A 25554-nucleotide genomic window follows, 5' to 3' on the forward strand; every position below is an offset into this window, starting at 1 on the left:
AGGATGACGGACCGGGGGCCACCCCGACGAACCACCACCTGGGAGGAGCTGATGAGCGTGAACGACCTGTCCGCCGTGCTCTGGCGCGAACGCGAGCTGCTCGAACTGCTCACCTTCAAGCTCGAGGAGGAGCAGCTCCTGCTCACCGCGGGCCGCTCCCGCTGGGTGTCGCACGCCAGCCGCGAGGTCGAGCAGGTCCTCGACCGGCTCCGCAGCACCGGCCTCGAACGCGCCGCACAGAGCGCCGAGGTCGCCGAGGAGTGGGGCGTCCCCGCCGACGCTCCCCTGCGCGACGTCGTCGCCGCGGCGCCGAACGGGCCGTGGGGCGAGATCCTGTCGTCGCACCTCACCGCGATGGTCGAGCTGACCACCCAGATCGGCGCCCTGCGCGACGAGAACGACCGGTTCCTCCGTGCCGCCGCCCAGGCCACCGAGGAGACCCTGGCGGGGACCGTCACCGGTGCCGCCACCTACGACGCCAGTGGCACGTCCGGCGCAGGCCAGGACGGCGCCCGCCTGTTCGAGGGGACGCTGTAGCACCGTGGTCAGCACCTTCGGATCCCTCGCGACCGCGTACTCGGGCCTCGCCGCCGCCCGTGCCGGCATCGACGTCACCGGCCAGAACATCGCGAACGCCGGCACCGCCGGGTACACGCGACAGCGCGTCACGCAGAACTCGATCCCCGCGACCCAGACCGGGTTCATGCGGGGCACCGCGGCCCTCGCCGGCCAGGGCGTCTCGGTCGACGGCATCGCCCGCCTGGCGTCCCTGACGCTCGACGCCGGCGTCCGCGTCGCCGCCGGTTCGTCGGCCTACGCCGATGCCCGCGCCACGGCGCTGTCCGCCCTCGAGACCGGGTTGCACGAGCCCGGCAAGGACGGCCTGAGCGCCAAGCTCGACGCGTTCTGGTCGTCCTGGAGCGAGCTCGCCAGCCACCCCGACGACCCGGGTGCCGCCAGCGCCGTGCTCGGGGCCGCCGGTACCGTCGTCTCCGCGCTGGCCGCCGGCTCGAAGGCCGTCGACGCGCAGTGGTCCTCGGTGCGCGGCACCCTGACCGGGCAGGTCGCCCAGCTGAACGGCGCCGCGGAGCAGGTCGCCGACCTGAACGGCCGGATCCGCACCGCGCTCGCCTCGGGCGGCACCGCCAACGAGCTCCTCGACCAGCGCGACCAGCTCACGCAGCAGATCGCCACGCTCGCCGGCGGAACCACCCGGACGAACGCCGACGGCACGGTCGACGTGCTCCTCGGCGGCAACCCGCTCGTGCAGGGCACCGACGCCCGCTCGGTCGCCCTCGGCGGCGGCGAGTGTCTCGCCGACGGCACCGCGGTCACCCTGACCTGGACCACCGGCACGGCCGGGGCGGTCGGGCTGAGCGGCGGCTCGATCGGCGGAGCCCTCGCGGTCCTCGCGCCGGCGTCCGGCACCGGCACCGGTACCGGCGGCGCACTCGCCGTGGCCTCCGCGTCCTACGACGCCGTGGCCACGCGGCTCGCCACCACCGTGAACGCCGTGCACGCCGCCGGGACCACCCCGTCCGGCACCACCGGTGCACCGTTCTTCTCCCTGGCGGCCGGCGTCCCCGCCGCCCAGGCACTCGGCGTCGTCCCCACGGACGCCAGTGGGCTGGCGACGCGGAACGCGGCGGGGGAACTCGACGACTCGTTCGCCGACGCGCTCGCGCGACTCGGGGCGTCGTCGGACGGTGCCGACCAGGTCTGGGCGACGTTCGTGGCGGGGGTGGGCACCGCCTCCAGGTCGGCGACGTCGGAATCCACCATGACCGGACTCGCGCTCACCAACGCACGCACCCAGCAGCAGTCGAGCGCCGGCGTCGACCTCGACGAGGAGAACGTCAACCTGCTGAGCTACCAGCACGCGTACCAGGGCGCGGCGCGCGTCCTGACCGCGGTCGACGAGATGCTCGACACCATCATCAACCGCGTCGGACTCGTCGGGAGGGGCTGATCGTGATCACCCGTGTGACCACCCAGATGTCGATGGCGGCTGCGTCGGCCCGGCTGCAGGCCGGGGCCGCGCGGGTCGCCGAGCTCACCGACCAGGCCACGACGCTGCGTGCGATCCAGAAGCCCTCGGACGACCCGGTCGGCACCGCTTCGTCGATGCAGGTGCGCAAGGAGCAGGCCGCCGCGGCGCAGTACTCGCGGAACGCGAACGACGCCGCAGCCTGGCTCGCGACCACCGACAGCGCGCTGTCGAGCGTCTACTCGGTGCTCAACAGCGTTCGCGACCTCACCGTGCAGGCCGCGAACTCCGGCACCATGAGCGACACGAACCGCGACGCCTTCGTCACGCAGTTCCGGTCGCTCAAGGCGGACCTCGAAGCGCGGGCCAACACCACCTACGGCACCCGCTCGGTGTTCGCGGGATCCTCGACCGCCGCTGCTGCCTACGACCCCGCCACGGGCTGGGCGGCCGCCGGCACCGACGTGTCCCGGCGGATCGGTGACGGCACGACCGTGCGCGTCGACACCGCCGGCACCGCGGTCTTCGGGTCCGGTGACGACTCGGTGTTCGCCATGATCGACTCCATCGTCAACGACCTGCAGAACGGGGTGAACGTGAACGCTCGGATCAACGACGTGGACGGCGCACTCGGGACCGTCCGCGGCGCCCAGGCCGACGTCGGGATCCGGCACGCCGCCGCGCTCACGGCGCAGGACTCGCTGAAGTCCGCGGCCGTGTCGCTCGAGAGCCGCCGCGCCGACATCGAGGACGTCGACCTCGCCAAGGCCGTCCTCGACCTGCAGGTGCAGCAGACCAACTACCAGGCAGCCCTCGCGGTCACCGCGAAGGTCCTGCAGCCGACCCTGATGGACTACCTCCGATGAGCATCTCCCTGACCTTCGCCGTCCCGCCGTTCGGGCTCGCTCCCGCCGCGGCCTTCGAGCTCTCGCCGGTCGAGGGCGCCGAGGGGCTGTTCACGCTCGTCGGCGACGACGCACGGCTGTTCCTGCTCGACGCAGCGGTGCACCTGCCGTCGTACGCGCCGGAGCTCACCGACGAGCAGGCCGCCGGGCTCGGGCTGACCGACCCCGCCGACGCGATGCTGCTCGTGGTCGCGAACCCCGGCGCGTCCGGCACCACGGTGAACCTGCTCGCGCCGATCGTCGTGAACGCCCGGACGGCCGTGGGCGCGCAGGTCATCCTCGAGGAGCAGGACCTGCCGCTGCGGGCGGAGCTCGCGCGGGTGTAGGTGGCGGTCGGGCGCGGCTGCTTCACACCCGTTCTGCGACATTCCACCAGTCGTTCTCGGCGTGGATCGTCGGAAGATGTGCACGCAGAGGCTGCGTGTGCATGTGACGACAAGACACGAGTCGTTCGACGCGTGGATCGTCGGAAGATGCACGCGCCTTGCAGCTGGTCAGTCCTGCACAGGTCGTCGTCGCCGCCCGTCTCTCCACAGATCGGACTACGGCGGGAGCTGGACCACGATCTTCGGCGAGCCTGGTGGCATGTCCAGAGCGAACGACGTCGAACTGATCCGCACGACGGGTGCGACCTCCGCTGAACGCCGCGCGCTCGAGCGCGATGTCCAACGGGGACGGTACGAACGCCTCCGCCCCGGCGTCCTCGTCCGCCCGGATGCACTCGACGGGATGCACCCCGGTGAGCAGCACCACGTGCTCGTCCGGGCCTCGGCACACCGACTCCGCGCGACCGATGTCGTCTCACACCAGTCTGCCTGCGCGGTCCTCGGACTCCCGTTGATCGGGACCGCCCCACCCAAGGTGCACCTCGCCGATCCGACCACGACGCACACCCGTGTCACGGCGTGGTTCGTCCGGCACGGTGCACAGGGGCGAGCGCCCGCAGTCCTCGTCGATCAGCAGGCGACCCCCACGACGACGGCCGCGAGGACCGCCATCGACGTCGCTGCGACACGCTCCTTGCTCGAAGCACTCCCCGTCGTCGATGCCGTGCTCTCCCGTCGGCTCGCCGACCGTGAGGCGCTGGACGCAGAACACGCATCGCTGGCCTTCGCTCGGACCAAGGCGGGGATCGCGGTGGGGATGGGGTCGGCGCTGTCGGGGTCACCGGCGGAGTCGGTGTGCCGCGTGCGCTTCCGGGAGCTCGGGGTACCGGAGCCGGTGCAGCAGCACGTGTTCGCCCGGGCCGGATCGGCCACGGCGGTCGTGGACTTCTGGTTCCCGGACCAGGGCGTCGTGGTCGAGGTCGACGGCCGCGCGAAGTACGAGGACCCGGTGCTGCTCGACGGGCGCTCCACCGCGGACGTGCACTGGCGCGAGAAGCGGCGTGAGGACTTCATCCGGTCGTTCCCCGAGGTCCGGGCGGTCGTGCGGCTCTCGTGGGCCGACCTGATGCACCCCGACCGGGTGCGGGCCGCCCTCCGGCGTGCGGGTGTCCCGTGCTGAGGGTGCGTGCCGGACAATCAGCGCGGGCGCCGTGGCGCATCCGGGTGGTACGTGCGCTGACGCTCGATCCGCGGCCGAGCGGACGACGCCCCGATGTCCACTGCCCCACCGACCACGACCTCGCCGAGCCGCACGCGCACCCCACGGACCGGCCCGGTGCCCTTCACCACGCCGCCGCCGTGGTCCGGGTCGGGTTCGCGGTGGTCGCCGCCGTCCTCGAGCTCGACGTCGCGCACGGACACCGGCCCGAGCACCTGCGCGCCCACACCGATCCGCGCCGGCCCCTCGACGAGACATCCGGCCGTCAGGCGAGCCCGACCGCCGATCACGACGTCGGACCCGTCCGCGACGACGGTGACGGGGCCCGGGCCGAGTTCGGCGCCCTCCCCGATGTACACGGTCGCCGCAGACGCCACGACGGTCACGGGTCCGGGGCCCAAGCGGGCACCGGTAGCCAGCGTGATCGCCCCACCGTGACGGGTCTCGAGCGTCGTGGACGGGTACAGCACCACGCCGGGCAGGACCGACACGCCCACCCCGATCAGAACGGACGCCGGATCGAGCACCCGGACCTCGGGTGCGAGGGCGGCCACCTGCCGGACGGTCAGGAACCCGGCCGCACGACGGGCGTCGTCGAGGGCTCGCTGCGCGGGGTCGGTGTCCATTCAGCGAGCCTCTCACGTGTGCGGCGTACGGTGAGCGCATGGCCCGCGCCCCGAAGGACCAGTCGATCGTGCCCCTGCCGACCGCACCGGTCTCCCCCACCACGTCCGACCACCGAACGCAGCAGGTCCAGCCCTCGGGCTGGGCCAAGTGGCTCGATCGGGTCATCAGTGTGCAGCGCCCCGTCGTGGTCGCGCACGTCAACGCGATCCGTCGCCGCAAGCCCGACGCGACCCCCGCCGAGGTGATCCAGATCCTCGAGCGGCAGTACCTGGCCGCGGTCACGACCGGTGGCGCCGCGGTCGGCGCGAGCGCGGTGATCCCCGGCGTCGGGATGGCCGCTGCGCTCGGACTGAGCGGCGCCGAGACGGTCGGGTTCCTGGAGACCACCGCGCTGTTCGCACAGTCGGTGACCGAGGTCCACGGCATCGCGCTGGACGACCCGGAGCGCGCCCGCACGCTGGTGATGGCGATGATCCTCGGCGCACCGGGCACGCAGCTCATCAAGCAGCTCGCCGGACAGGCCGCCGGCGGTCAGGCCCGGACGGCGTTCTGGGGCGAGATGGTGACGTCCTCGCTGCCGAAGCAGGTCGTCAACGGCATCGGCGGACAGGTCCGTGACCAGTTCATCAAGCGCTTCGCCATCCGGCAGGGCGGTTCGGTCCTCGGCCGCGCGCTCCCGTTCGGCATCGGAGCGGCCGTCGGCGGTCTGGGGAACCACGCCCTCGGGCGCAAGGTGATCCAGGCGTCGCGGACCGGGTTCGGTATGCCGCCGGCGGAGTTCCCGATCGTGTTGACGGTCACCCCGGCTGCCGAGAAGACCCGGCGAGCCCTGCCGTGGAAGCGCGGTGCGGGCAAGGACCAGGACCTCTGGACCGAGCCGGGCCAGGACGACCCCCGCTCGAAGCGTTAGCCAGGACGACCGAGAACGGCCCGGCGCGACGACCGAGCAGGGCCCGGGCACGGATGCTCAGCAGCCGAGCCCGGGCCCTTCGTGCAGCTTCGCCTAGAAGGACCGCACCGGCGTCGTCACGACCTGGCCGGCGTGGGCGAACCCGCCACCGAACCCGAACAGCAGGGCCGGCACACCCTCCGGCAGGTCGCCACGCTCCCACGCCTTCGACAGGCCGAGCGGCACACTCGCGGCCGAGGTGTTCCCGGACTCGACGACGTCGCGGATGACGAACTTCGATTCCCCACCGAGCGCGGTGACGAGCGGCTCGATGATCCGCAGGTTCGCCTGGTGGAACGCGAACACCTCGATGTCGTCCATCGTGAGTCCGGCGGCCTCGACGACCTTGCGGGCGTGCCCCTCGGCCTCGGTGATGGCCCATCGGTAGATCGAGCGGCCCTCCTGGTTGAAGCGCCCCGGCGACCCTTCGACACGCACGGCGTCGAGCAGGTGCGGCACGCTCCCCCACGACACCGGGCCGATCTCGGGCGTCTCGGCGACCCCGAGCACGGCGGCACCGGCCCCGTCACCGACGAGCACGCACGTCGACCGGTCGGTCCAGTCGGCGATCCCCGACAGCACCTCGGACCCGATGACGAGCGCGACGTCGGCCGAACCGGTGCGGATGGACTGGTCGGCGAGCCCGAGCGCGTACTCGAACCCGCTGCACGCGGTGTTGATGTCGATCGGTGCCGGGCCGTTCGTCATGCCCAGAGCAGCGGCGACGCGGCCTGCCGTGTACGGGGCGCGGTCCTGGTGGGTGGTGGAGGCGACGATGACGAGCCCGACGGCCGAGGGCGACACCCCGGCGTCGGCGAGGGCACGGCGCCCAGCCTCGATGGCCATCGACGTGACGGTGTCGTCGGGACCGGCGATCCGACGCGTCTGGATCCCGGTGCGGGTGCGGATCCACTCGTCGTTCGTGTCGACCATCGTTGAGAGCTCGTCGTTGGTCAGGACGCGTTCGGGCTGGTGGTGTCCGAACCCGAGGATCCGGCTGCCGCGGAGTGCTGGGATGTTCATCGTCGGCACGTTACCCCCTCACCCCACCGCCGCATGCCGAGCGGGGCATGCACGGCACGCGCGACGGTCACTTCCGCGCGGCAGCGGTCGCCCGGTCGTTCGCCTTGCCGATCGCCTCGACCAGCTCGTCCTTCGTCATCTTCGAGCGGCCGCTGACGTCGAGCCGCTTCGCGACGTCCATCAGGTGCGCCTTCGAGGCGTTCGCGTCGACACCCCCCTCGGTCTTCCCGGAACCGCGGGAGCCGGCGGCACCGGAGTCGGACGGCCCGGAGGAATCCTTCTCCTCCCAGTGGTCGCCGACCTTCTCGTACTCGTGCTTCACGGCGGCGAAGGCCGTGCGGTGCGCCCGCTCACCCGGGCCGTACGTCTCGTTCGCCGAGTCCAGTGTCTTCTCGAAGATCTCCTGCGCGTGCTCCGGGGACCGCTGCAGGGTGCTGGGGATCTCGTCCTTGGCTGGCATGGCTGCTCCTCTCGAGTGGTCCTCCCTGACTACTCCGACCAGCACAACGAGCACCAAGCACCAACCAGCGCCAAGCGCCGACCGGTACTCCCAGGGCCTGGCGCCACCAGCGCGTCACGAGTAGACCCGTCTCATGGACTACACACACCTCGGTCGCACCGGTCTGTCCGTCTCCCGCGCCGTGCTCGGCACGATGAACTTCGGCCCGGAGACCAGCGAGGACGACTCGCACGCGATCATGGACCGGGCCCACGAGCTCGGCGTCAACTTCTTCGACACCGCCAACGGCTACGGCGGCTCGGTGGGCAAGGGTGCCACCGAGGAGATCATCGGACGGTGGTTCGCCAAGGGTGGCGGTCGCCGCGAGAAGACGGTCCTCGCCACGAAGGTCTACGGCGAGATGACCGACTGGCCGAACGGCGGCAAGCTCAGCGCCCTGAACATCCGGCAGTCGCTCGACGCGAGCCTGCAGCGGCTGCAGACCGACCACATCGACCTGTACCAGTTCCACCACGTCGACCGTGCGACGCCGTGGGACGAGATCTGGCAGGCGATCGACGTCGCCGTGCAGCAGGGCAAGGTCCTGTACGTCGGCTCGTCGAACTTCGCCGGGTGGCACATCGCCCAGGCGCAGGAGGCAGCGAAGCGCCGGAACACCTTCGGCCTGGTCAGCGAGCAGTCGATCTACAACCTCGTGGTCCGCGACGTCGAGCGCGAGGTCCTGCCCGCCGCCCGCGCGTACGGCCTCGGCGTGATCCCCTGGTCGCCGCTGCAGGGCGGCCTGCTCGGCGGCGTCATCGAGAAGACCGAGAACGGCTCCCGTCGGCTCTCCGGCCGCAGCGCCGAGTACGTCGACGCGCACCGCGACCAGCTGCAGTCGTACGAGTCGTTCGCGAAGGAGCTCGGCCACACGCCCGGCGAGCTGGCCCTCGCCTGGCTGCTGCACCAGCCCGGCGTCACGGCGCCGATCACCGGCCCCCGCACGATGGAGCAGTGGGAGTCCGCGGTCCGTGCCGTCGACATCCGCCTCGACCAGCGTGCGCTGGACCGTCTCGACGAGATCTTCCCGGGGCACGAGACGTCGCCGGAGGACTACGCCTGGTGATCGAACCAACGGAACCAACGGAACCAACGGGTCGCTGATGCGACCATCTGCCTGGAGGCGCGGTGCGGGCCGGACCCGCACCGCGCCTCCCGGCCGTGGTCACGTCGAGAACGCGACCAACGGAACGACGACGGGCCCCGCGCTGCTGTGTGCGCGGGGCCCGTCGTCGTGCGGGTGGTGCCTGGTGACTAGCGGACGCTGACCGGGCTGTCGTCGGTCTGCTCGTAGAGGACGTAGCCCTCTTCGCCGTGGACCGCGGTGTCGATGCCGGCGACCTCGTCCTCGGTCTTGACGCGGAAGCCCATCGTCTTCTCGATGGCGAACCCGATGACCAGGGCGAGCACGAACGAGTAGACGCCGACGGCGAGGGCCGCTGCGGCCTGCTTGCCGAGCTGCTCGAACGAGCCCGAGTAGATCAGGCCGGTGTCGTTGGCGAAGAAGCCGAGGAACAGCGTGCCGAAGATGCCGCCGACCAGGTGGACGCCGACCACGTCGAGCGAGTCGTCGAAGCCGAGACGGTACTTCCAGTCGATCGCGAAGCAGCAGACGATGCCGGCGAGGAAGCCGAGCAGGATGCCCCAGCCCGGGGTCAGCGCGGCACAGGCCGGGGTGATCGCGACGAGGCCGGTGACGGCGCCCGAGGCGGCTCCGACGGAGGTCGCCTTGCCGTCCTTGAGCTTCTCGATGAGCAGCCAGCCGAGGATGGCGGCGGCCGGGGCGGCGAGGGTGTTCACCCAGGCGATCGCGGCGATGCCGTCAGCAGCGCCCTCGGAGCCGGCGTTGAAGCCGAACCAGCCGAACCACAGGATGGCGGCACCGAGCAGGACGAAGGGCGGGTTGTGCGGCTTGTGCGCGCCCTTGGCGAAGCCGACGCGCTTGCCGAGCACGATCGCCAGGGCGAGACCCGCTGCACCGGCGTTGATGTGCACCGCGGTGCCACCGGCGAAGTCGATGACGCCCCACGTGGCGGCCCAGCCGGAGGTCAGGTTGAAGACCCACGAGGCGACCGGGAAGTAGACGACCGTGACCCAGACGCCGGCGAAGACCATCCACGCGCCGAACTTGGCACGGTCGGCGATGGCGCCGGAGATGAGCGCGACGGTGATGATCGCGAACGTCGCCTGGAACCCGACGAAGGCCATCGACGGGTACGCCGCCTGGATGTTCGAGGACTGCGCTTCCTCGAAGGCCTGGCCGAGGCCGATCTGGTTCCAGTCGATGCTGAAGAACCCGACCACGCCGGAGACCGCCGTGCCGTCGCCGTGGTTGGCGAAGGCGATCGCGTAGCCGTAGACCACCCAGAGCACGCTCACGAGCGCGATCGCACCGAACGACATCATCATCATGGAGATGACGGACTTGGCCTTCACCAAGCCGCCGTAGAAGAAGGCCAGGCCGGGTGTCATGAACAACACCAGCGCAGCCATCACCAACACGAACGTCGTGTTGCCCTGATCAAGCATCTGCTCACCTCTCGATTGCACGAGCGGCTCTTGGACCGCCTCGGGTGTCACAGAGTCTGGCGAGGCGAGGTTTCACGAGGGAGCACGAACTGTTTCGCGGATGTAACGCGACCGCGCCGTTTGTAAACGTCGTGTTTCCAGCGGCCCGATGTCCCCTGCGCGAGGGGCAGGAGACCGCCGTGGACAGATCGGTCTGACGGCGAGCGACGCTCAGGCGCGGGTGAGCGCCACCACGCGGGACGCCGCACGCAGGTACTTCTTGCGGTACCCGCCCTCGAGCATCACGTCGGGGTACACCTGGTCGAGCGGCGTGCCCGACGCGACGATGCGCACCTGCGCGTCGTACAGCCGGTCCACCAGGGCGACCCAGCGCAGCGCGTCGGTCTGGTCGGTGAACGCCCGGACGTCGGTGAGCCCGACGGCGTCGAGGTCCTCGACCAGCGCGACGTACTTCGAGGGGTGCACGGAACCCAGGTGCGCGACCACTGCGCCGAAGTCGTCGAGCGTCACGGTGCCGGCCGGCAGCGCGGCGGGCACGTCGGACACCACCTGCGCCGACTCGTCCACGGCACGGCGGCGGTAGTCGAGGCCGTCGATGCGCATGGTGTCGAAGCGGTCCGACATGGCCTGGATCTCGCGCAGGAAGTCCTGCGCGGCGAAGCGTCCCTCGCCCAGGGCTCCCGGGGGCGTGTTCGACGTCGCGGCGAAGCGGGTGCCGGTCTCGGTCAGTTCCTTGATGAGCCGGGTCATCACCATCGTGTCGCCCGGGTCGTCGAGCTCGAACTCGTCGATGCACACCAGTGCGGTGCCGCGGAGCAGGTCGACGGTCCCCTGGAACCCCAGGGCGCCCACGAGCGCGGTGTACTCGATGAACGTGCCGAACGTCTTCCGGCCGGTGGCCGCGTGGTATGCGGCTGCGAGCAGGTGGGTCTTGCCGACACCGAACCCGCCGTCCAGGTACACACCGGACTTCGCCGCGGGTTCCGCCGCCTGCTTCCGACGCCCGAACAGTCCGCGCCGCGGGGACTCGGTCGGACCGGCGGCCACGAACGCGGCGACGGCATCGCGGACCGAGGCCTGCGAGTCGTAGTCCGGGTCCGGCCGGTACGAGTCGAACGACGCGTCCGTGAACTGCGGCGGGGGCACGAGCGCCGCAGCCATCTGCTGCGGCGTCACCTGGGGATCACGGTCGACGAGGTGAGCGGGCAATCGGGGAACCCTTCCGGGAAGCATGTCGTGGGGTGTCACGTTGCGTCAGGAGCACGGCACGTCCGCGTACCGTTGCCCACAGGCACCGACGCCCGATCCTAGTCCGGCGCCGGCAGCACGCACCCGGGCACCAAGCCCGCCCCGCACCACGCTCGCTCCGCACCACGCTCCCCCGCACCCCTGGAGGTACCCCCGATGACCGCACCGGTCGACCCGTCCGAGAAGTTCGCCGCCTACGCGCACCCGGAGCGCCTCGTCTCCACCGAGTGGCTGCAGGAGCAACTCGACGCCGAGGCCGGCGCGCCCGACCTGGTGGTCGTCGAGTCCGACGAGGACGTCCTGCTCTACGAGACGGGGCACATCCCGGGCGCCGTGAAGATCGACTGGCACACCGACCTCAACGACCCGGTGCAGCGCGACTACATCGACGGCGCCGCGTTCGCCGAGCTCCTCGGCGGCAAGGGCATCGGCCGCGACACCACCGTCGTGATCTACGGCGACAAGAACAACTGGTGGGCGGCGTACGCCCTCTGGGTGTTCACCCTGTTCGGCCACGAGGACGTGCGCCTGCTCGACGGCGGTCGCGGCAAGTGGATCGCCGAGGACCGTGCACTGACCACCGACGAGACCCCGGTCACGCCCGTCGAGTACCCCGTCGTCGAGCGCCACGACGAGCCCGTCCGCGCCTTCAAGGACGACGTGCTCGCGCACCTCGGCAAGCCGCTCATCGACGTCCGCAGCGCCCCGGAGTACAGCGGGGAGCGCACGACCGCGCCCGACTACCCGGAAGAGGGCGCGCTGCGCGGCGGCCACGTCCCCACCGCCGTGAACATCCCCTGGGCGACGGCCGCCGATCCCGACGGCACCTTCAAGACGCGCGACGAGCTCGACGCCGTCTACCGCGACGGCGCCGGCATCGGAGACGCCGACGAGGTCATCGCCTACTGCCGCATCGGTGAGCGCTCGAGCCACACCTGGTTCGTCCTGCAGCACCTGCTCGGCTACGACAACGTCCGCAACTACGACGGCTCGTGGACCGAGTGGGGCAGCGCCGTCCGCGTCCCCATCGTGCAGGGATCCGAGCCGGGTACTGTTCCGAACCGATGAACGACAGCACCGACGCACCACTCCCCGCCACCCTCGCCGAGATCCGCGACGACTTCCTCGCCCTGGGCCAGAAGGACCGCCTGCAGCTCCTGCTCGAGTTCTCGAACGAGCTGCCTGCGCTGCCCGAACGCCTGCTGGGGCACGAGGACGAGCTCGAACGCGTCGAGGAGTGCCAGTCCCCCGTCTTCATCACCGTGACGGTGGGCGAGGACGGCGACGCCCCCGAGGTGGTCCGGATGCACGCCACCGCCCCGCGCGAGGCGCCGACCACCCGCGGCTTCGCCTCGATCCTGGCGCAGGGACTGTCCGGCCTGACCGTCGAGCAGGTGCTCGCCGTCCCGACGGACTACCCGCTGACCATCGGCCTGTCCGAGGCGGTCAGCCCACTGCGGATCCGCGGCATGGTGGGCATGCTCGGCCGCGTGCAGCGTCAGGTGCAGGCGGCGGTCGCGTAGACGCGACCCGTTGACGGACGGGAGGCGCGGTGCCAGCTGGCACCGCGCCTCCCGTCCGCCCTTCGGTCGCGTCTACCGCGCGCTGGCCGCCCCGCGCCGCTGGACCACCTCGGTCAGCCACGCGAGGATCCGGGCGTCGAACCAGTCGGCGTCGTGGTTCCAGAGCTTGGTGTGCCGGGCCGTGGTCTGGATCTCGAGCCGCACCAGGTCGGGCCGTGCGCGGGCCAGGTCGTGCGAGGCCGAGGACGGCACGAACCCGTCGTCGTCGCTGTGCAGCAGCAGGATCGGCACCGTGAGCTCGTCGGAGCGCGTGACCATGTCGAGCTCACGCAGGTCGACGGGCTGCTGGAGCCCGGCGAGCCGGTGCAGCACGGGCGTGCGGAGCAGCCGCTGCGCGACCTTGCGGACCGGACGCGGCAGACGCAGGAGCTGGCTCTGCGACTTCAGGACGGCGTGCCAGTCGACCACCGGGGACTCGAGGACCACCCCGTCGACCAGGCCGGCGAAGCGCGAGCGGAGCAGGGTCTGCAGCACGACCGCGCCGCCCATCGACCAGCCCATGAGCACGACGCTCTGGGCGTCCTGCGCGGTGAGCCAGCGGAGGACGGAGTCGACGTCCTCCCACTCGGTGCTGCCGAGGCCGTAGCGGCCGTCGACGCTCGGCGGGGCGACACCGTCGTTCCGCCACGAGGCGAGCACCACCGAGTACCCGGCGGCGCGGAAGACGGGGACGGCGCGGATCGTCTCGGCACGCGTGACGCCACGGCCGTGCACCAGGACGGCCCACGGCGCTGCCGGGTCGTCGGCACGGACGACCCACGCGGGAGCCGGGCCGTTCGGCGTGGGGATGTCGACGTCCTCGACGGGCACGTCGAGCTCGCCCGGGGTCAGGTAGAACCAGCCGCCCCAGCGTCCGCGACGTGCAGCGGTCGGATCGCCGGCGTCGATCGCGATGATGCGGCGCGTGACGGTGGTGTCGGTCGTGCCGAGGACCTCGCCGACGCGCATGTGGCCGGTGCCGCCGCCGAACCAGAGCGAGTAGCGGCCCCGCAGCTCGGTGTCGGCCGTGCGCTCGATCGTGACGGTCTTCCGGACCGGGTCGACGGCGTGGATCGGGACGCGTTCGTTGCGCTTGCGGTCCGGGGTGACGACGGCGCGGGCGACGGCGGCGACGAAGCCACCGATGACGGCCGTCCCCACCGCGGCAGCTGCCAGACCGGCGCCGAGTGCGATGAACCCGGCCGATCGAGCGGTCTCCTGGACGACGTCCTCGGCGGGTCGCGCGGATCGGGACATGGCCCGGAGCCTAGTCTGCATGTGTGTCCGAAACCCGAGAGCCCGACGCCTTCGCGCGGCTCCGCGCGTTCGTGTCCGGCGGCAGCGGCCGTGCCGAGACCACCGTCACCGAGATCCCCTCCCCGACCCGGATCGCACCGTTCTCGATCGCCCTGGCGGCGGACGTGTCCGGCACCGCGCACGGGGTGGAGTCGGACCTGGGCACCGGACGGTTCATCGCCCTGTACGACCCGGAAGAACCCGAGGGCTGGGGCGGCGCGTTCCGTGTCGTCTCCTTCGCCCAGGCGCCGCTCGAGCCGGAGATCGGCGTCGACGAGTTCGTCGCCGACGTCACGTGGAGCTGGCTCGTCGACGCGCTCGAGTCGCACGGTGCGACGTACGACCACGCCTCGGGCACGGCCACCAAGATCATCTCGCGCGGGTACGGTGACCTCGCCGCACAGGGCGACGGCGCCCAGCTGGAACTCCGCGCGTCGTGGACACCACGCGGCGACGACCTCACCGCACACGTCCGGGCCTGGCAGGACATCGTCGCCATGCTCGCCGGTCTGCCTCCCGCATCGGACGGCGTGACCCTGCTGGCCCCGAGGAGGCTCGCCAAGTGACCGACCCCGCTCCCCAGGACGCCGCTGGATCGACCGGCCCGGCTGCGCCCGCAGCCACGGCTGCCGGTTCGACTGCTCCGGCCGCCGCCGTCGGCCCGACTGCTGCCGCCGCCGGCCCCGCCTTCGAGGCGTCGCACGACGCCGTCAAGGTCATCGACACCCGCGAGGACTACCTCGAGGCGGTCGCCGCCATCGCCGCCGGCGACGGCCCCGTCGCGGTCGACGCCGAGCGCGCCAGCGGGTACCGCTACTCGCAGCGCGCGTACCTGATCCAGGTGTTCCGCCGCGGTGCCGGAGCGTTCCTGTTCGACCCGATCCCGATCGGTGACTTCTCGGAGCTGCAGGCCGCCATCGTCGACGAGGAGTGGCTGTTCCACGCCGCCTCGCAGGACCTGCCGTGCCTGCAGGAGGTCGGCCTCGTCCCGACGCGGATCTTCGACACCGAGCTCGGCGCCCGGATCGCCGGGTTCCCCCGCGTCGGCCTCGGCGCCGTCGTCGAGCAGCTGCTCGGCATCACCCTGGCCAAGGCGCACTCGGCCGCCGACTGGTCGACCCGTCCCCTGCCGCAGTCGTGGCTCGTGTACGCGTCGCTCGACGTCGAGCTGCTGCCCGACCTCCGCGACGCCCTCGCCGAGAAGCTCGACGAGGCCGGCAAGACCCGGATCGCCCAGGAGGAGTTCGACGCGGTCCTGCACCGTGCGCCGAAGCCCGCCCGTGCCGAGCCCTGGCGTCGCCTGTCCGGCATGCACGCGCTCCGTGGTGCGCGAGCACTGGCGATCGCGCGGTCGCTCTGGCTCGCCCGTGACGAGTACGCCCGCCAGGCGGACATCGCCCCCGGGCGCACGATCCCCGACTCGGCGATCGTCGCCGCCGCTGCCGCTGCACCCGAGTCCCGCGCCGAACTCGGTGCGCTGAAGACGTTCACTGGCCGCGCCAGCCGTTCCGAGCTCGACCGCTGGTGGGCCGCCGTCGAGGAAGGTCGCACCACCGAGGACCTCCCCCGTCTCCGCGGTGCCGGCGAGGCGACGCTGCCCCCGCCCCGCGCCTGGGCGGACCGCAACCCGGCCGCCGACCGCCGGTACAAGGCCGCGCGCGCCGCGGTGACGAAGCGTGCCGAGGAGCTCGACATCCCCCTCGAGAACCTGCTCACGCCGGAGACACTCCGGCTCGTGTCGTGGGCCCCGCCGTCGCCGGTCTCGACCGAGCTGGTCGGCGCAGCCCTCGCCGAGCACGACGCCCGCCCGTGGCAGGTCGAGGAACTCGCGTCGATCATCGCGTCGGCCTTTGTCGCTGCTGCACAGCGGCCCGCGGCGACGGACGACGACGAGTCGTAGGAACTGCCCAACCGGCATGCGGCCGCCCAGGCTGGGGGCATAGCGTCGGGAGGGTCGCCGGGCGAGGCCCGGCCAGGCCGGAGCGACCTGCGTTCCGGCCCGATCGATGAGGATCTGGGAGGCCCGGATTGCCAAAGGCATCAGACGTCGTGTTCGTGGACGGCGTTCGCACACCGTTCGGACGAGCCGGCGAGAAGGGGGTGTTCTGGAAGACCCGGTCCGACGACCTCGCGGTGCACGCGATGCGCGGACTGCTCGACCGGAACGCCTTCGACACCGCAGCGGTGGACGACGTCGCCGTCGCGGCCACCACGCAGCAGGGTGACCAGGGGCTGACGCTCGGGCGCACCGTCGGCATGCTCGCGGGTCTGCCGAAGTCGGTGCCCGGCTACGCGATCGACCGCATGTGCGCCGGTGCCATGACGAGCGTCACGACGCTCGCCGGCGCCATCGCCTTCGGCGCCGCCGACATCGCGATCGCCGGTGGTGTCGAGCACATGGGCCGGCACCCGATGGGCTTCAACGCCGACCCCAACCCGCGCTTCGTCGCGGAGCGCATGGTCTCGAGCGACGCCCTCGTCATGGGCGCCACCGCCGAGCGCCTGCACGACCGCTTCCCCGCGATCACGAAGGACCGCACGGACGCCTACGCCGTCCAGTCCCAGCAGCGCTACGCCGCTGCCTGGGCGAACGGCAAGCTCCAACCGGACGTCATCCCGGTCGAGGTCAACAAGGGCGACGGCTGGGACGTCGTCAGCACCGACGAGCCGCCGCGACCGGGGACCACCCTGGAGGCTCTTGCCGCGTTGAAGACGCCGTTCCGGCCCCACGGACGGGTCACCGCCGGCAACGCCGCGGGTCTCAACGACGGTGCCACCATGAGCCTGCTCGCGTCCGAGGACGGCGCGAAGCAGCACGGACTGTCGACGAAGATGCGCATGGTCTCGTTCGCCTTCGCCGGCGTCGAACCAGAGGTCATGGGCGTCGGCCCGGTCCCCGCGACCGACAAGGCCCTGTCGAAGGCCGGCCTGTCGATCGACGACATCGGCCTGTTCGAGATCAACGAGGCGTTCGCCGTCCAGGTGCTCGCGTTCCTCGACAACTACGGCATCGCCCAGGACTCCCCGAACGTGAACGCCTGGGGCGGCGCGATCGCCGTCGGCCACCCGCTCGCGTCGAGTGGTGTCCGGCTGATGAACCAGCTCGCCGCACAGTTCGCCGAGCGACCGGACGTCAAGTACGGCATCACCACGATGTGCATCGGGCTCGGCCAGGGCGGCACCGTCATCTGGGAGAACCCGAACCACAGCAAGTCGGCCGAGCGTTCGGCTCGGAAGGGGGCGTGACCATGACCATCGTCGACAACGACCGACTGGCCGAACTCAGCGAGGACGAGGTCGTCACGCACTCGTTCGTCAAGCACGTCACGATGCCCTCGGGTGGCACGCTGGCGCTCATCACGCTCGACAACGGCAAGGACTACAAGCGGCCGAACACCCTCGGGCCCCGCACGCTCCGTGAGCTGTCCGGTGTGCTCGACACCCTGAAGACCGAGGCCGCCGCCGGCACGATCCAGGGCGTCGCCATCACCGGCAAGGAGTACTGCTTCGCGGCCGGGGCCGACCTGTCCCAGGCAGCCGCAGTCCCGTCGCGCGAGGCCGCCCACGACCTGGCCGCACTCGGGCACGCCACGCTCCGCAAGTTCGCCGACCTCGGGGTGCCGTCGTTCGCGTTCGTGAACACCCTGGCGCTCGGTGGTGGGCTCGAGATCGCCCTGCACTGCACCTACCGGGCGTTCTCGTCCGCGGCGCAGGGCATCGGCCTGCCCGAGGTGTTCCTCGGCATCATCCCCGGCTGGGGCGGCGCGACGCTGCTCCCCCGCCTGATCGGTCCGGAGCGCGCGCTCCGCGTCATCGTCGAGAACCCGCTCAAGAACAACCGTCTGATGGACGGCCCGGCCGCGGTCGAGATCGGCATCGGCGACGTGCTCGTCCCGTCCGTCACGTTCCTGCCCTCGGCCGTGGCCTGGGCGGACGGCGTGATCACCGGAACGACCAAGGTGGTGCGGAAGAACGAGCCGGGCATGCTCGAGAAGGCCGCATGGGGCACCGTCGTCAAGGTCGCCCGCGGACAGGTCGCGTCGAAGATCGGCACCGTGCCGAAGTCGCCGTTCCGGGCGCTCGACCTCGTCGCCGCCGCCAAGTCGGGTTCGCTCGACGAGCGGTTCGCCGACGAGGACGAGGCCCTCGCCGACCTCATCTCGGGCGACCAGTTCGCCGCGTCGATGTACGCCTTCGACCTCGTGCAGAAGCGTGCGAAGAAGCCCGTCGGCGCTCCCGAGGGCGTCGAAGCGAAGAAGATCACGAAGGTCGGTGTCCTCGGCGCCGGGCTGATGGCGTCGCAGTTCGCGCTGCTGTTCGCCCGACGCCTGGGCGTCCCCGTCGTCATCACCGACGTCGACCAGTCCCGTGTGGACGCCGGCGTCGAGCGGATCCGCGGCGAGGTCGCGAAGCTGCTCGACAAGGGCCGGATCTCCCCCGACGACGCGAACCGCATCACCGCACTCGTCAGCGGCTCGGTGTCCTACGACGCCTTCGCCGACGCCGACTGGGTGATCGAGGCCGTCTTCGAGGAGATGACCGTCAAGCAGGAGGTCCTCCGGAAGATCGAGCAGGTCATCGCACCGGACGCCATCCTCGCCACGAACACGTCGTCGCTCTCCGTCGACGAGATGGCGTCGGTCCTCACCAACCCGGAGCGGCTCGTCGGCTTCCACTTCTTCAACCCGGTCGCGGTCATGCCGCTGCTCGAAGTGGTGCGTGCCGCGAAGACCTCGGACGAGGCCCTCGTCACGGCCCTCGCCGTCGCGAAGACCCTGAAGAAGACCGCGATCATCACCGCGGACCAGCCGGGCTTCGTCGTCAACCGGGTGCTCGCGCGGGTGCTCGGCGAGGCGATGCGCGGCGTGGAAGAGGGCACCTCGTTCGACACCGTCGCCCAGGGTGCCGCACCACTCGGCCTGCCGATGTCACCGTTCGAGCTGCTCGAGCTCGTCGGGCTGCCGGTCGGCGCGCACGTGCTCGATTCGCACCACGCGGCCTGGCCGGAGCGCTTCTACCCCGGTGACGGGCTGAAGAAGATCGCCGAGCACGGGACGATCCTGACCCGCGACAAGAAGGGCAACGCGACCGGGTACGACCCCGCCGCCGTGAAGCTCGTCGCGCCGTCCAAGAAGGATGCGAAGCCCGTCGACGCCGCCGAGATGCAGCGCCGGTTCGAGGACGCCCTGGCCGACGAGCTGCACCGCATGCTCGAGGACCGGGTCGTCGAGCACGTCCAGGAGATCGACCTCGGGCTCATCCTCGGTGCGGGCTACCCGTTCCAGGCCGGTGGGATCAGCCCGTACCTCGACCGTTCCGGAGCGTCCGAGCGGGTCTTCGGCGGCACCTTCCACGAGCCCCGGATCGTCGGCCCCGCCTCCCGCTAGAGCCGACTCGGTCTCGAAGGCCGCACCGCCGCACAACCAGAGTCACCCCGAACCGCGGATCGCCGTGGTTCGGGGTGACTCCGGTTGTGCCGGACGATCGCGAACCGCCGCCATCGTCAGCAGCCCGGACGTCAGCCGCCCACGCAGTCGTTGCTGCCGCTGAAGCACGGTGGCACCGACGGCCGCGGCGCCGGCGGATCGGGCGGCTCGTTGTCGTACGACGTGAAGTAGGCACCGCTGTGCGTCACGACGAGCACGTAGTCCGCCCCGCTCGCCCGCACGGCATCGTCTCGTCGGTCGACGCCGAGTCCCGGCGCGGACTGCACGACGGACGATCCGTCCGGTTGCCACAGTCCGAGTGACTGGTCCCAACCCCGGACCCGGACGACGGCGAACCGGTCCTGGCCGACATCGCTGCCGAGTGCGATCGGCTGCCGCCCACCGACGTCGACCAAGGACGGTGTCGATCCGTCCGGCCGGATCGCCTGCGCCACGAGGTCCTCGTCGGTCAGGCCGCCCGCACGAAGCGCTGGGCCGACGATGCGCACCGCGTCGACCGGTGTGGTCGCACCGTCGATCGTGTAGACCGCTCCGGCGTCGAGCCGGCACGTGGTTCCTGCAGCGGGCTGGAGGAAGCCGGAGTTGCTCGCGTGCCCGCAGGAGTCGGTCCAGGTGGCATCGACCCGGTGGACCGCTTCCCCGCCATCCCAGTCGATCACGCGGTGCATCGTCTGTCTGGCACCGACCCGGGCATCAGCACCGAGCTCCGGCGCGACCGAACCGTCGTTCATCGCCGAACACCCCGAAGTCAGCGCCAACACGCCGAGGCAGAGCCCCACCGTCATCGTCCTGAGCCCCCGTCGCATGTGGCGATCCTGCCAGACGTCCCCGTGGCACATGCCCCTCGCGGCATGGCAGCACGGCGGCAAGGCGGCCTCCCACCGAACCAGGTTCCGGACACAGCACCGCGGAGGAACGTGGTGCCGTGTCCGGAACCTGGTTCCGAGCGGTCGGCCGTCAGGCGTCAGCGGTCGGACGCCGCCGACTCGCGGGACCGCGCGGGCTTCGCCTGCGGCAACTTCGTCCCGACGACCTGATCGATGACGTCGCGGGCGATGGCCTGCGCCGTCAGCCCCGCGTCGGCGAGGATCTGCGACCGGGTCGCGTGGTCGATGAACGCGTCGGGCAGCCCGAGCTCGTTGACCCCGGTGTCGACCCCGGCGGCACGGAGGTCCTGCCGCAGGCGGGTCCCGACGCCGCCGACGCGCACGCCGTCCTCGATGGTGATCACGAGTCGGTGCGTCCGCGACAGCTCGATCAGCGACGTCGGGATCGGCACCACCCAGCGCGGGTCCACGACGGTGACGCCGATGCCCTGCGCCTCGAGCAGCGCCGCGGCCTCGAGTGCCACCGGCACCATCGACCCGACGGCGACGAAGAGCACGTCCTCGACGTCGTCCGCGGCGGCGTGCAGGACGTCCACACCATCGGGGAGACGACGGACCGCGGGGATGTCCGGTCCGACCTGCCCCTTCGACCACCGCAGCACGGTGGGGGCGTCGTCGACGGCGATCGCCTCGCGGAACTCCTCGCGCAGGGTCGCAGCATCGCGGGGTGCGGCGATCCGGATCCCTGGCACCACCTGCAGCAGCGCGAGGTCCCACATGCCGTGGTGGGAGGGGCCGTCCGGGCCGGTGATCCCGGCACGGTCGAGCACGAACGTCACGCCGGCCTTGTGCAGGGCGACGTCCATCAGCACCTGGTCGAACGCGCGGTTCAGGAACGTCGCGTAGAGCGCCACCACGGGGTGGAGTCCCCCGTAGGCCAGGCCCGCGGCGGTCGTCACGGCGTGCTGCTCGGCGATGCCGACGTCGTAGACCCGGTCGGGGTGCTGCTCCTGGAACAGGTGGAGCCCGGTCGGTCGGAGCATCGCCGCCGTGATCGCGACGATCCGGGGATCCGAGGCACCGGCTTCGGCCAGGGAGGACGCGAACACCGAGGTCCACGACGGACCCGATGCGGCGTCGAGCGACTCCCCCGTCTCCGGGTCGATGTGCCCGACGGCGTGGAACTGGTCGGCCTGGTCGCGCAGGGCGGGCTCGAAGCCGTGGCCCTTCTCGGTGATCGCGTGCACGATCACGGGAGCGCCGTACTCCTTGGCCTGCCGGAGTGCTGCCTCCATCGCCTGTTGGTCGTGGCCGTTCACCGGGCCGATGTACTTGATGTCGAGGTTCGAGTACAGCGCCTCGTTGTTCGTCAGCCGCGACAGGAAGCCGTGCAGGCCCCCGCGCATGCCTCGGTACACGGCACGACCCGGAGCGCCGAACCGCGCCGCCACGGCCTGCGTGCCCTCGTACAGGGCTCGGTACTCGCGGCGGGTGCGCACGGAGCTCAGGAACCGTGCCATGCCACCGATCGTCGGGGCGTAGGAGCGGCCGTTGTCGTTGACGACGATGACCAGTCGCCGGTCGTTGTCGTCGGAGATGTTGTTGAGCGCCTCCCACGTCATGCCGCCGGTGAGGGCGCCGTCCCCCACCACCGCGACGACGGTGCGGTCGGTCTGCCCGGTCTGCCCGAACGCGCGGGAGATGCCGTCGGCCCACGACAGCGAGGACGACGCGTGCGAGGACTCGACGATGTCGTGCTCGGACTCGCTCCGCTGCGGGTAGCCGGCGATGCCGCCGCGTTCGCGCAGCTTCGAGAAGTCCTGGCGCCCGGTGACGAGCTTGTGCACGTACGACTGGTGCCCGGTGTCGAAGACGAACGGGTCGTTCGGCGAGTCGAACACGCGGTGCATCGCGAGCGTCAGCTCCACGACGCCCAGGTTCGGCCCGAGGTGCCCACCGGTCTTCGCGACCTCGGCGACCAGGAAGCGCCGGATCTCGGCGGCGAGGTCGGTCATCTGCGCGTCGGAGAGACGCTTCAGGTCGCGCGGCGACGTGATGCTGGCGAGCAGGCTCACGGGCGCTCCTTTCGTGGGGCTGTCGGCCCACTCTATGCGCGTGGGGACAGAACGGACTGGAGGCGCGGTGCCAGCTGGCACCGCGCCTCCAGGCAGTATCCGGGTCGCGTCAGACGAGCGAGCGGAGCACGTACTGCAGGATGCCGCCGTTGCGGTAGTAGTCGGCCTCGCCGGGGGTGTCGATGCGGACGACCGCGTCGAACTCGATCGGCTGCTTGCCGGCCGGCGAGTGCTCGCTCGGCGTCGCGGTGACGTGCACCGTCTTCGGGGTGCGGCCCTCGTTCAGCTCGGTCAGCCCGGAGATCGAGACGACCTCGGTGCCGTCGAGCCCGAGGGACTCGACGGTCTCGCCCGCCGGGAACTGCAGCGGGACGACGCCCATGCCGATGAGGTTCGAGCGGTGGATCCGCTCGAAGCTCTCGGTGATGACCGCACGGACACCGAGCAGGTTCGTGCCCTTGGCCGCCCAGTCGCGGGACGAGCCGGAGCCGTACTCCTTGCCGCCGAAGATGACGAGCGGGGTGCCCTGCTCCTGGTAGTGCTGCGAGGCGTCGTAGATGAACGACTGCGCACCGTCCGGCGTCGTGAAGTCGCGGGTGTACCCGCCCTCCACGCCGTCGAGCAGCTGGTTGCGCAGACGGATGTTCGCGAACGTGCCGCGGATCATGACCTCGTGGTTGCCGCGACGCGAGCCGTAGGAGTTGAAGTCCTTGCGGTCGACGCCGTGCTCGGCGAGGTACTGGCCGGCGGGGCTGTCGGCCTTGATCGAACCGGCCGGCGAGATGTGGTCGGTCGTGACCGAGTCGCCGAGCTTCGCGAGCACCCGGGCGCCGGAGATGTCCGACACCGCGTCGGGCTGCATCGTCATGCCCTCGAAGTACGGGGGCTTCCGGACGTAGGTCGACTCCTGGTCCCACTCGAAGGTGTCACCCGTCGGCGTCGGCAGGTTCTTCCAGCGGTCGTCGCCCTCGAACACGGAGCCGTACTCGTGGGTGAACATCTCGGTGTCGATCGACTCGTCGATGACCTGCTGCACCTCGGCCGCGTCGGGCCAGATGTCGGTCAGGTAGACGTCGTTGCCGTCCTGGTCGGTACCGAGGGCGTCCTTGTCGAAGTCGAAGTGCATCGACCCGGCGAGGGCGTAGGCGATGACCAGCGGCGGGGACGCCAGGTAGTTCATCTTGACGTCGGGGTTGATCCGGCCCTCGAAGTTGCGGTTGCCCGAGAGCACCGCGGTGACGGCGAGGTCGTTGTCCTGCACGGCCTGCGAGATCTCCTCGGGCAGCGGGCCCGAGTTGCCGATGCAGGTGGTGCAGCCGTAGCCGACCGTGTAGAAGCCGAGCTGCTCGAGGTAGGTGGTGAGACCGGCCTTCTCGTAGTAGTCGGTGACGACCTTCGACCCGGGCGCGAGGGTGGTCTTCACCCAGGGCTTCGCGGTGAGGCCCTTCTTCGCGGCGTTCCGGGCGAGGATGCCGGCGGCCATCATGACCGACGGGTTCGACGTGTTCGTGCACGAGGTGATCGCAGCGATCGCGACGGCACCGTGGTCGATCGTGAACGGGTCGGCCCCGTCCATGGCGACCTTCGTCGGCGCCGAGGCGGTCGACGGTGCGCTCGACACGTGCACGTGCTCGTGCAGCGCCGTGTCCTCGTTCGTCGAACCGGCGGCGATCGGGTCGGAGGCCGGGAACGTCTCCTCGACCGCGTCGTCGAGGTCGGTCTGCTCGGACGGCGTCGTGTAGTTGTTCAGGTCGAGCTCGAACTGGTTCTTCGCGTTCGTCAGCTCGATGCGGTCCTGCGGACGCTTCGGGCCCGAGATGGAGGGCACGACGGTGGAGAGGTCGAGCTCCATGTACTCGGAGTAGTTCGGCTCGACCGAGGCGTCGTGCCACAGGCCCTGGGCCTTGGAGTACGCCTCGACCAGGGCGATCTGTGCCTCGTCGCGACCGGTCAGCCGCAGGTAGTCCAGCGTGACGTCGTCGACCGGGAAGATCGCCGCCGTCGAACCGAACTCGGGCGACATGTTGCCGATGGTGGCGCGGTTGGCGAGCGGGACGGCGCCGACGCCCTCGCCGTAGAACTCGACGAACTTGCCGACGACGCCGTGCTTGCGGAGCTCCTGCGTGATGGTGAGCACCACGTCGGTCGCGGTCACGCCGGCCGGGATCTCACCTGAGAGCTTGAAGCCGACGACCTTCGGGATGAGCATCGACACGGGCTGGCCGAGCATCGCGGCCTCGGCCTCGATGCCGCCGACGCCCCAGCCGAGCACGCCGAGGCCGTTCACCATCGTGGTGTGCGAGTCGGTGCCGACCAGGGTGTCCGGGTACGCGTAGGTCTCGCCGTCGAAGTCACGCGTGTAGGTGACCTTCGCCAGGTACTCGATGTTCACCTGGTGGACGATGCCGGTGCCCGGCGGGACGACCTTGAAGTCCTCGAACGCGGTCTGGCCCCAGCGGAGGAACTGGTAGCGCTCACCGTTCCGCTCGTACTCCAGGTCCGTGTTGCGCTGCAGGGCGTCCGTGCTGCCGAACAGGTCGGCGATGACGGAGTGGTCGATGACCATCTCGGCCGGGGACAGCGGGTTGATCTTGTTCGGGTCGCCGCCGATGTCCGCCATGGCCTCGCGCATGGTGGCGAGGTCGACGATGCACGGCACACCCGTGAAGTCCTGCATGACGACGCGTGCCGGCGAGAACTGGATCTCGGTGTCGGGTTCCGCGTCGGGACGCCAGGAGCCGAGCGCCCGGATCTGTCCCTCGGTGACGTTCTTGCCGTCCTCGGTGCGGAGGAGGTTCTCGAGCAGCACCTTCAGGCTGTAGGGCAACTTCTCGTGCCCGGGAACCGAGTCGATCCGGTGGATCGCGTAGTCGACACCCCCAACCGACAGTGTGTCCTTCGAGCCGAAGCTATTGACTGCAGCCACCGTGCCGCCTCCCTACTGATCGGTTTGCCCTCATCCTCGCGGGCCGTGGACCGTCCCACCAGCAAGGCAAACCTAATCCCGAGGACGCGTGCGCGCCCTGCGAGAACTA

At 71.0% G+C, this 25554-nt stretch carries 22 protein-coding genes; 13 read left to right on the plus strand and 9 right to left on the minus strand.

The window, feature by feature from the left end:
* Positions 1 to 51 precede the first annotated feature (51 nt).
* The 5 genes from DEJ02_RS01905 (at position 52) to DEJ02_RS01925 (ending at position 4398) form a co-directional block, all read left to right on the plus strand.
* Positions 52 to 537 carry a flagellar protein FlgN gene (locus DEJ02_RS01905; RefSeq protein ID WP_071403931.1) on the plus strand — a complete coding sequence of 162 codons (486 nt, stop codon included), beginning with the start codon at positions 52 to 54 and terminating at the stop codon, positions 535 to 537.
* A gap of 4 nt (positions 538 to 541) precedes the next feature.
* Positions 542 to 1969, plus strand: a complete 1428-nt coding sequence (gene flgK, locus DEJ02_RS01910; protein ID WP_111031809.1) for a flagellar hook-associated protein FlgK — start codon at positions 542 to 544, stop codon at positions 1967 to 1969.
* 2 nt (positions 1970 to 1971) lie between these two features.
* Complete coding sequence (gene flgL / locus DEJ02_RS01915; RefSeq protein ID WP_111031810.1) at positions 1972 to 2853, plus strand: flagellar hook-associated protein FlgL; 882 nt, start codon at positions 1972 to 1974, stop codon at positions 2851 to 2853.
* The gene (gene fliW / locus DEJ02_RS01920) at positions 2850 to 3218 is read left to right on the plus strand and encodes a flagellar assembly protein FliW (RefSeq protein WP_071403934.1); all 369 of its coding nucleotides are present in this window, start codon (positions 2850 to 2852) and stop codon (positions 3216 to 3218) included. Before flgL ends, fliW begins: the two co-directional genes overlap by 4 nt.
* A gap of 259 nt (positions 3219 to 3477) precedes the next feature.
* Positions 3478 to 4398, plus strand: coding sequence for a hypothetical protein (locus tag DEJ02_RS01925; RefSeq protein WP_111031811.1), 921 nt, complete (start codon positions 3478 to 3480; stop codon positions 4396 to 4398).
* Positions 4399 to 4415: 17 nt separating this feature from the next.
* On the opposite strand, the gene DEJ02_RS01930 is transcribed toward DEJ02_RS01925, so the two are convergent.
* The gene (locus DEJ02_RS01930; protein WP_111031812.1) at positions 4416 to 5063 is read right to left on the minus strand and encodes a hypothetical protein; all 648 of its coding nucleotides are present in this window, start codon (positions 5061 to 5063) and stop codon (positions 4416 to 4418) included.
* Positions 5064 to 5101: 38 nt separating this feature from the next.
* Here DEJ02_RS01930 and DEJ02_RS01935 point away from each other — a divergent pair, with 38 nt between their 5' ends.
* The gene (locus DEJ02_RS01935; protein WP_181440250.1) at positions 5102 to 5974 is read left to right on the plus strand and encodes a hypothetical protein; all 873 of its coding nucleotides are present in this window, start codon (positions 5102 to 5104) and stop codon (positions 5972 to 5974) included.
* A gap of 93 nt (positions 5975 to 6067) precedes the next feature.
* Here DEJ02_RS01935 and DEJ02_RS01940 read toward each other — a convergent pair whose 3' ends face one another.
* Both DEJ02_RS01940 and DEJ02_RS01945 read right to left on the minus strand, forming a co-directional pair.
* On the minus strand, positions 6068 to 7036 hold the full coding sequence (locus DEJ02_RS01940; protein ID WP_111022822.1) for a beta-ketoacyl-ACP synthase III: 969 nt from the start codon (positions 7034 to 7036) through the stop codon (positions 6068 to 6070).
* 67 nt (positions 7037 to 7103) lie between these two features.
* Positions 7104 to 7496, minus strand: a complete 393-nt coding sequence (locus tag DEJ02_RS01945) for a ChaB family protein (protein ID WP_111031813.1) — start codon at positions 7494 to 7496, stop codon at positions 7104 to 7106.
* A 133-nt stretch (positions 7497 to 7629) separates the two neighbouring features.
* Here DEJ02_RS01945 and DEJ02_RS01950 point away from each other — a divergent pair, with 133 nt between their 5' ends.
* Positions 7630 to 8601 carry an aldo/keto reductase gene (locus DEJ02_RS01950; RefSeq protein ID WP_071403939.1) on the plus strand — a complete coding sequence of 324 codons (972 nt, stop codon included), beginning with the start codon at positions 7630 to 7632 and terminating at the stop codon, positions 8599 to 8601.
* 188 nt (positions 8602 to 8789) lie between these two features.
* Here the strand turns inward: DEJ02_RS01950 and DEJ02_RS01955 are convergent, their stop codons facing one another.
* Positions 8790 to 10064, minus strand: a complete 1275-nt coding sequence (locus tag DEJ02_RS01955) for an ammonium transporter (protein WP_110859596.1) — start codon at positions 10062 to 10064, stop codon at positions 8790 to 8792.
* Positions 10065 to 10274: 210 nt separating this feature from the next.
* The gene (zapE, locus tag DEJ02_RS01960) at positions 10275 to 11297 is read right to left on the minus strand and encodes a cell division protein ZapE (protein WP_111031814.1); all 1023 of its coding nucleotides are present in this window, start codon (positions 11295 to 11297) and stop codon (positions 10275 to 10277) included.
* Between the two features lie 171 nt (positions 11298 to 11468).
* On the opposite strand from zapE, the gene DEJ02_RS01965 reads away from it, so the two are divergent.
* Both DEJ02_RS01965 and DEJ02_RS01970 read left to right on the plus strand, forming a co-directional pair.
* Entirely contained in the window at positions 11469 to 12380 is a 912-nt protein-coding gene (locus DEJ02_RS01965) for a sulfurtransferase (protein WP_111031815.1), read from the plus strand.
* Entirely contained in the window at positions 12377 to 12835 is a 459-nt protein-coding gene (locus DEJ02_RS01970) for a SufE family protein (RefSeq protein WP_111031816.1), read from the plus strand. The genes DEJ02_RS01965 and DEJ02_RS01970 overlap by 4 nt, the downstream gene beginning before the upstream one ends.
* 72 nt (positions 12836 to 12907) lie before the next feature.
* On the opposite strand, the gene DEJ02_RS01975 is transcribed toward DEJ02_RS01970, so the two are convergent.
* A complete protein-coding gene (locus DEJ02_RS01975; protein WP_146249202.1) occupies positions 12908 to 14131 on the minus strand; it encodes an alpha/beta fold hydrolase in 1224 nt (407 codons plus the stop codon).
* A 23-nt stretch (positions 14132 to 14154) separates the two neighbouring features.
* Here DEJ02_RS01975 and DEJ02_RS01980 point away from each other — a divergent pair, with 23 nt between their 5' ends.
* The 4 genes from DEJ02_RS01980 (at position 14155) to DEJ02_RS01995 (ending at position 19557) form a co-directional block, all read left to right on the plus strand.
* On the plus strand, positions 14155 to 14736 hold the full coding sequence (locus tag DEJ02_RS01980; protein ID WP_017886108.1) for a DUF3000 domain-containing protein: 582 nt from the start codon (positions 14155 to 14157) through the stop codon (positions 14734 to 14736).
* Entirely contained in the window at positions 14733 to 16070 is a 1338-nt protein-coding gene (locus DEJ02_RS01985) for an HRDC domain-containing protein (protein ID WP_258378644.1), read from the plus strand. The genes DEJ02_RS01980 and DEJ02_RS01985 overlap by 4 nt, the downstream gene beginning before the upstream one ends.
* 128 nt (positions 16071 to 16198) lie before the next feature.
* Complete coding sequence (locus DEJ02_RS01990) at positions 16199 to 17416, plus strand: thiolase family protein (protein ID WP_027465475.1); 1218 nt, start codon at positions 16199 to 16201, stop codon at positions 17414 to 17416.
* A gap of 2 nt (positions 17417 to 17418) precedes the next feature.
* Positions 17419 to 19557: a 3-hydroxyacyl-CoA dehydrogenase NAD-binding domain-containing protein gene (locus DEJ02_RS01995; RefSeq protein WP_111031818.1), complete on the plus strand. Its 2139-nt coding sequence runs from the start codon at positions 17419 to 17421 to the stop codon at positions 19555 to 19557.
* A gap of 131 nt (positions 19558 to 19688) precedes the next feature.
* Here DEJ02_RS01995 and DEJ02_RS02000 read toward each other — a convergent pair whose 3' ends face one another.
* The 3 genes from DEJ02_RS02000 to acnA form a co-directional block, all read right to left on the minus strand.
* Positions 19689 to 20276 carry a hypothetical protein gene (locus tag DEJ02_RS02000; RefSeq protein ID WP_146249203.1) on the minus strand — a complete coding sequence of 196 codons (588 nt, stop codon included), beginning with the start codon at positions 20274 to 20276 and terminating at the stop codon, positions 19689 to 19691.
* A gap of 305 nt (positions 20277 to 20581) precedes the next feature.
* Positions 20582 to 22519 (minus strand): 1-deoxy-D-xylulose-5-phosphate synthase, encoded by a 1938-nt coding sequence (gene dxs / locus DEJ02_RS02005; protein WP_111031820.1) that lies wholly within the window; start codon positions 22517 to 22519, stop codon positions 20582 to 20584.
* Positions 22520 to 22628: 109 nt separating this feature from the next.
* Positions 22629 to 25445, minus strand: a complete 2817-nt coding sequence (gene acnA / locus DEJ02_RS02010) for an aconitate hydratase AcnA (protein ID WP_111031821.1) — start codon at positions 25443 to 25445, stop codon at positions 22629 to 22631.
* Between the last annotated feature and the right edge of the window lie 109 nt (positions 25446 to 25554).

This window comes from Curtobacterium sp. MCLR17_042 (assembly GCF_003234695.1).
Taxonomy (GTDB): Bacteria; Actinomycetota; Actinomycetes; order Actinomycetales; family Microbacteriaceae; genus Curtobacterium; species Curtobacterium flaccumfaciens.

Coding starts and splice junctions, on each gene's coding strand:
- DEJ02_RS01905 (WP_071403931.1), top strand. CDS start 52: ATGAGCGTGAACGACCTGTCCGCCGTGCTCTGGCGCGAACGCGAGCTG.
- fliW (WP_071403934.1), top strand. CDS start 2,850: ATGAGCATCTCCCTGACCTTCGCCGTCCCGCCGTTCGGGCTCGCTCCC.
- DEJ02_RS01925 (WP_111031811.1), top strand. CDS start 3,478: ATGTCCAGAGCGAACGACGTCGAACTGATCCGCACGACGGGTGCGACC.
- DEJ02_RS01930 (WP_111031812.1), bottom strand. CDS start 5,063: ATGGACACCGACCCCGCGCAGCGAGCCCTCGACGACGCCCGTCGTGCG.
- DEJ02_RS01935 (WP_181440250.1), top strand. CDS start 5,102: ATGGCCCGCGCCCCGAAGGACCAGTCGATCGTGCCCCTGCCGACCGCA.
- DEJ02_RS01940 (WP_111022822.1), bottom strand. CDS start 7,036: ATGAACATCCCAGCACTCCGCGGCAGCCGGATCCTCGGGTTCGGACAC.
- DEJ02_RS01945 (WP_111031813.1), bottom strand. CDS start 7,496: ATGCCAGCCAAGGACGAGATCCCCAGCACCCTGCAGCGGTCCCCGGAG.
- DEJ02_RS01950 (WP_071403939.1), top strand. CDS start 7,630: ATGGACTACACACACCTCGGTCGCACCGGTCTGTCCGTCTCCCGCGCC.
- DEJ02_RS01955 (WP_110859596.1), bottom strand. CDS start 10,064: ATGCTTGATCAGGGCAACACGACGTTCGTGTTGGTGATGGCTGCGCTG.
- zapE (WP_111031814.1), bottom strand. CDS start 11,297: ATGCTTCCCGGAAGGGTTCCCCGATTGCCCGCTCACCTCGTCGACCGT.
- DEJ02_RS01965 (WP_111031815.1), top strand. CDS start 11,469: ATGACCGCACCGGTCGACCCGTCCGAGAAGTTCGCCGCCTACGCGCAC.
- DEJ02_RS01970 (WP_111031816.1), top strand. CDS start 12,377: ATGAACGACAGCACCGACGCACCACTCCCCGCCACCCTCGCCGAGATC.
- DEJ02_RS01975 (WP_146249202.1), bottom strand. CDS start 14,131: ATGTCCCGATCCGCGCGACCCGCCGAGGACGTCGTCCAGGAGACCGCT.
- DEJ02_RS01995 (WP_111031818.1), top strand. CDS start 17,419: ATGACCATCGTCGACAACGACCGACTGGCCGAACTCAGCGAGGACGAG.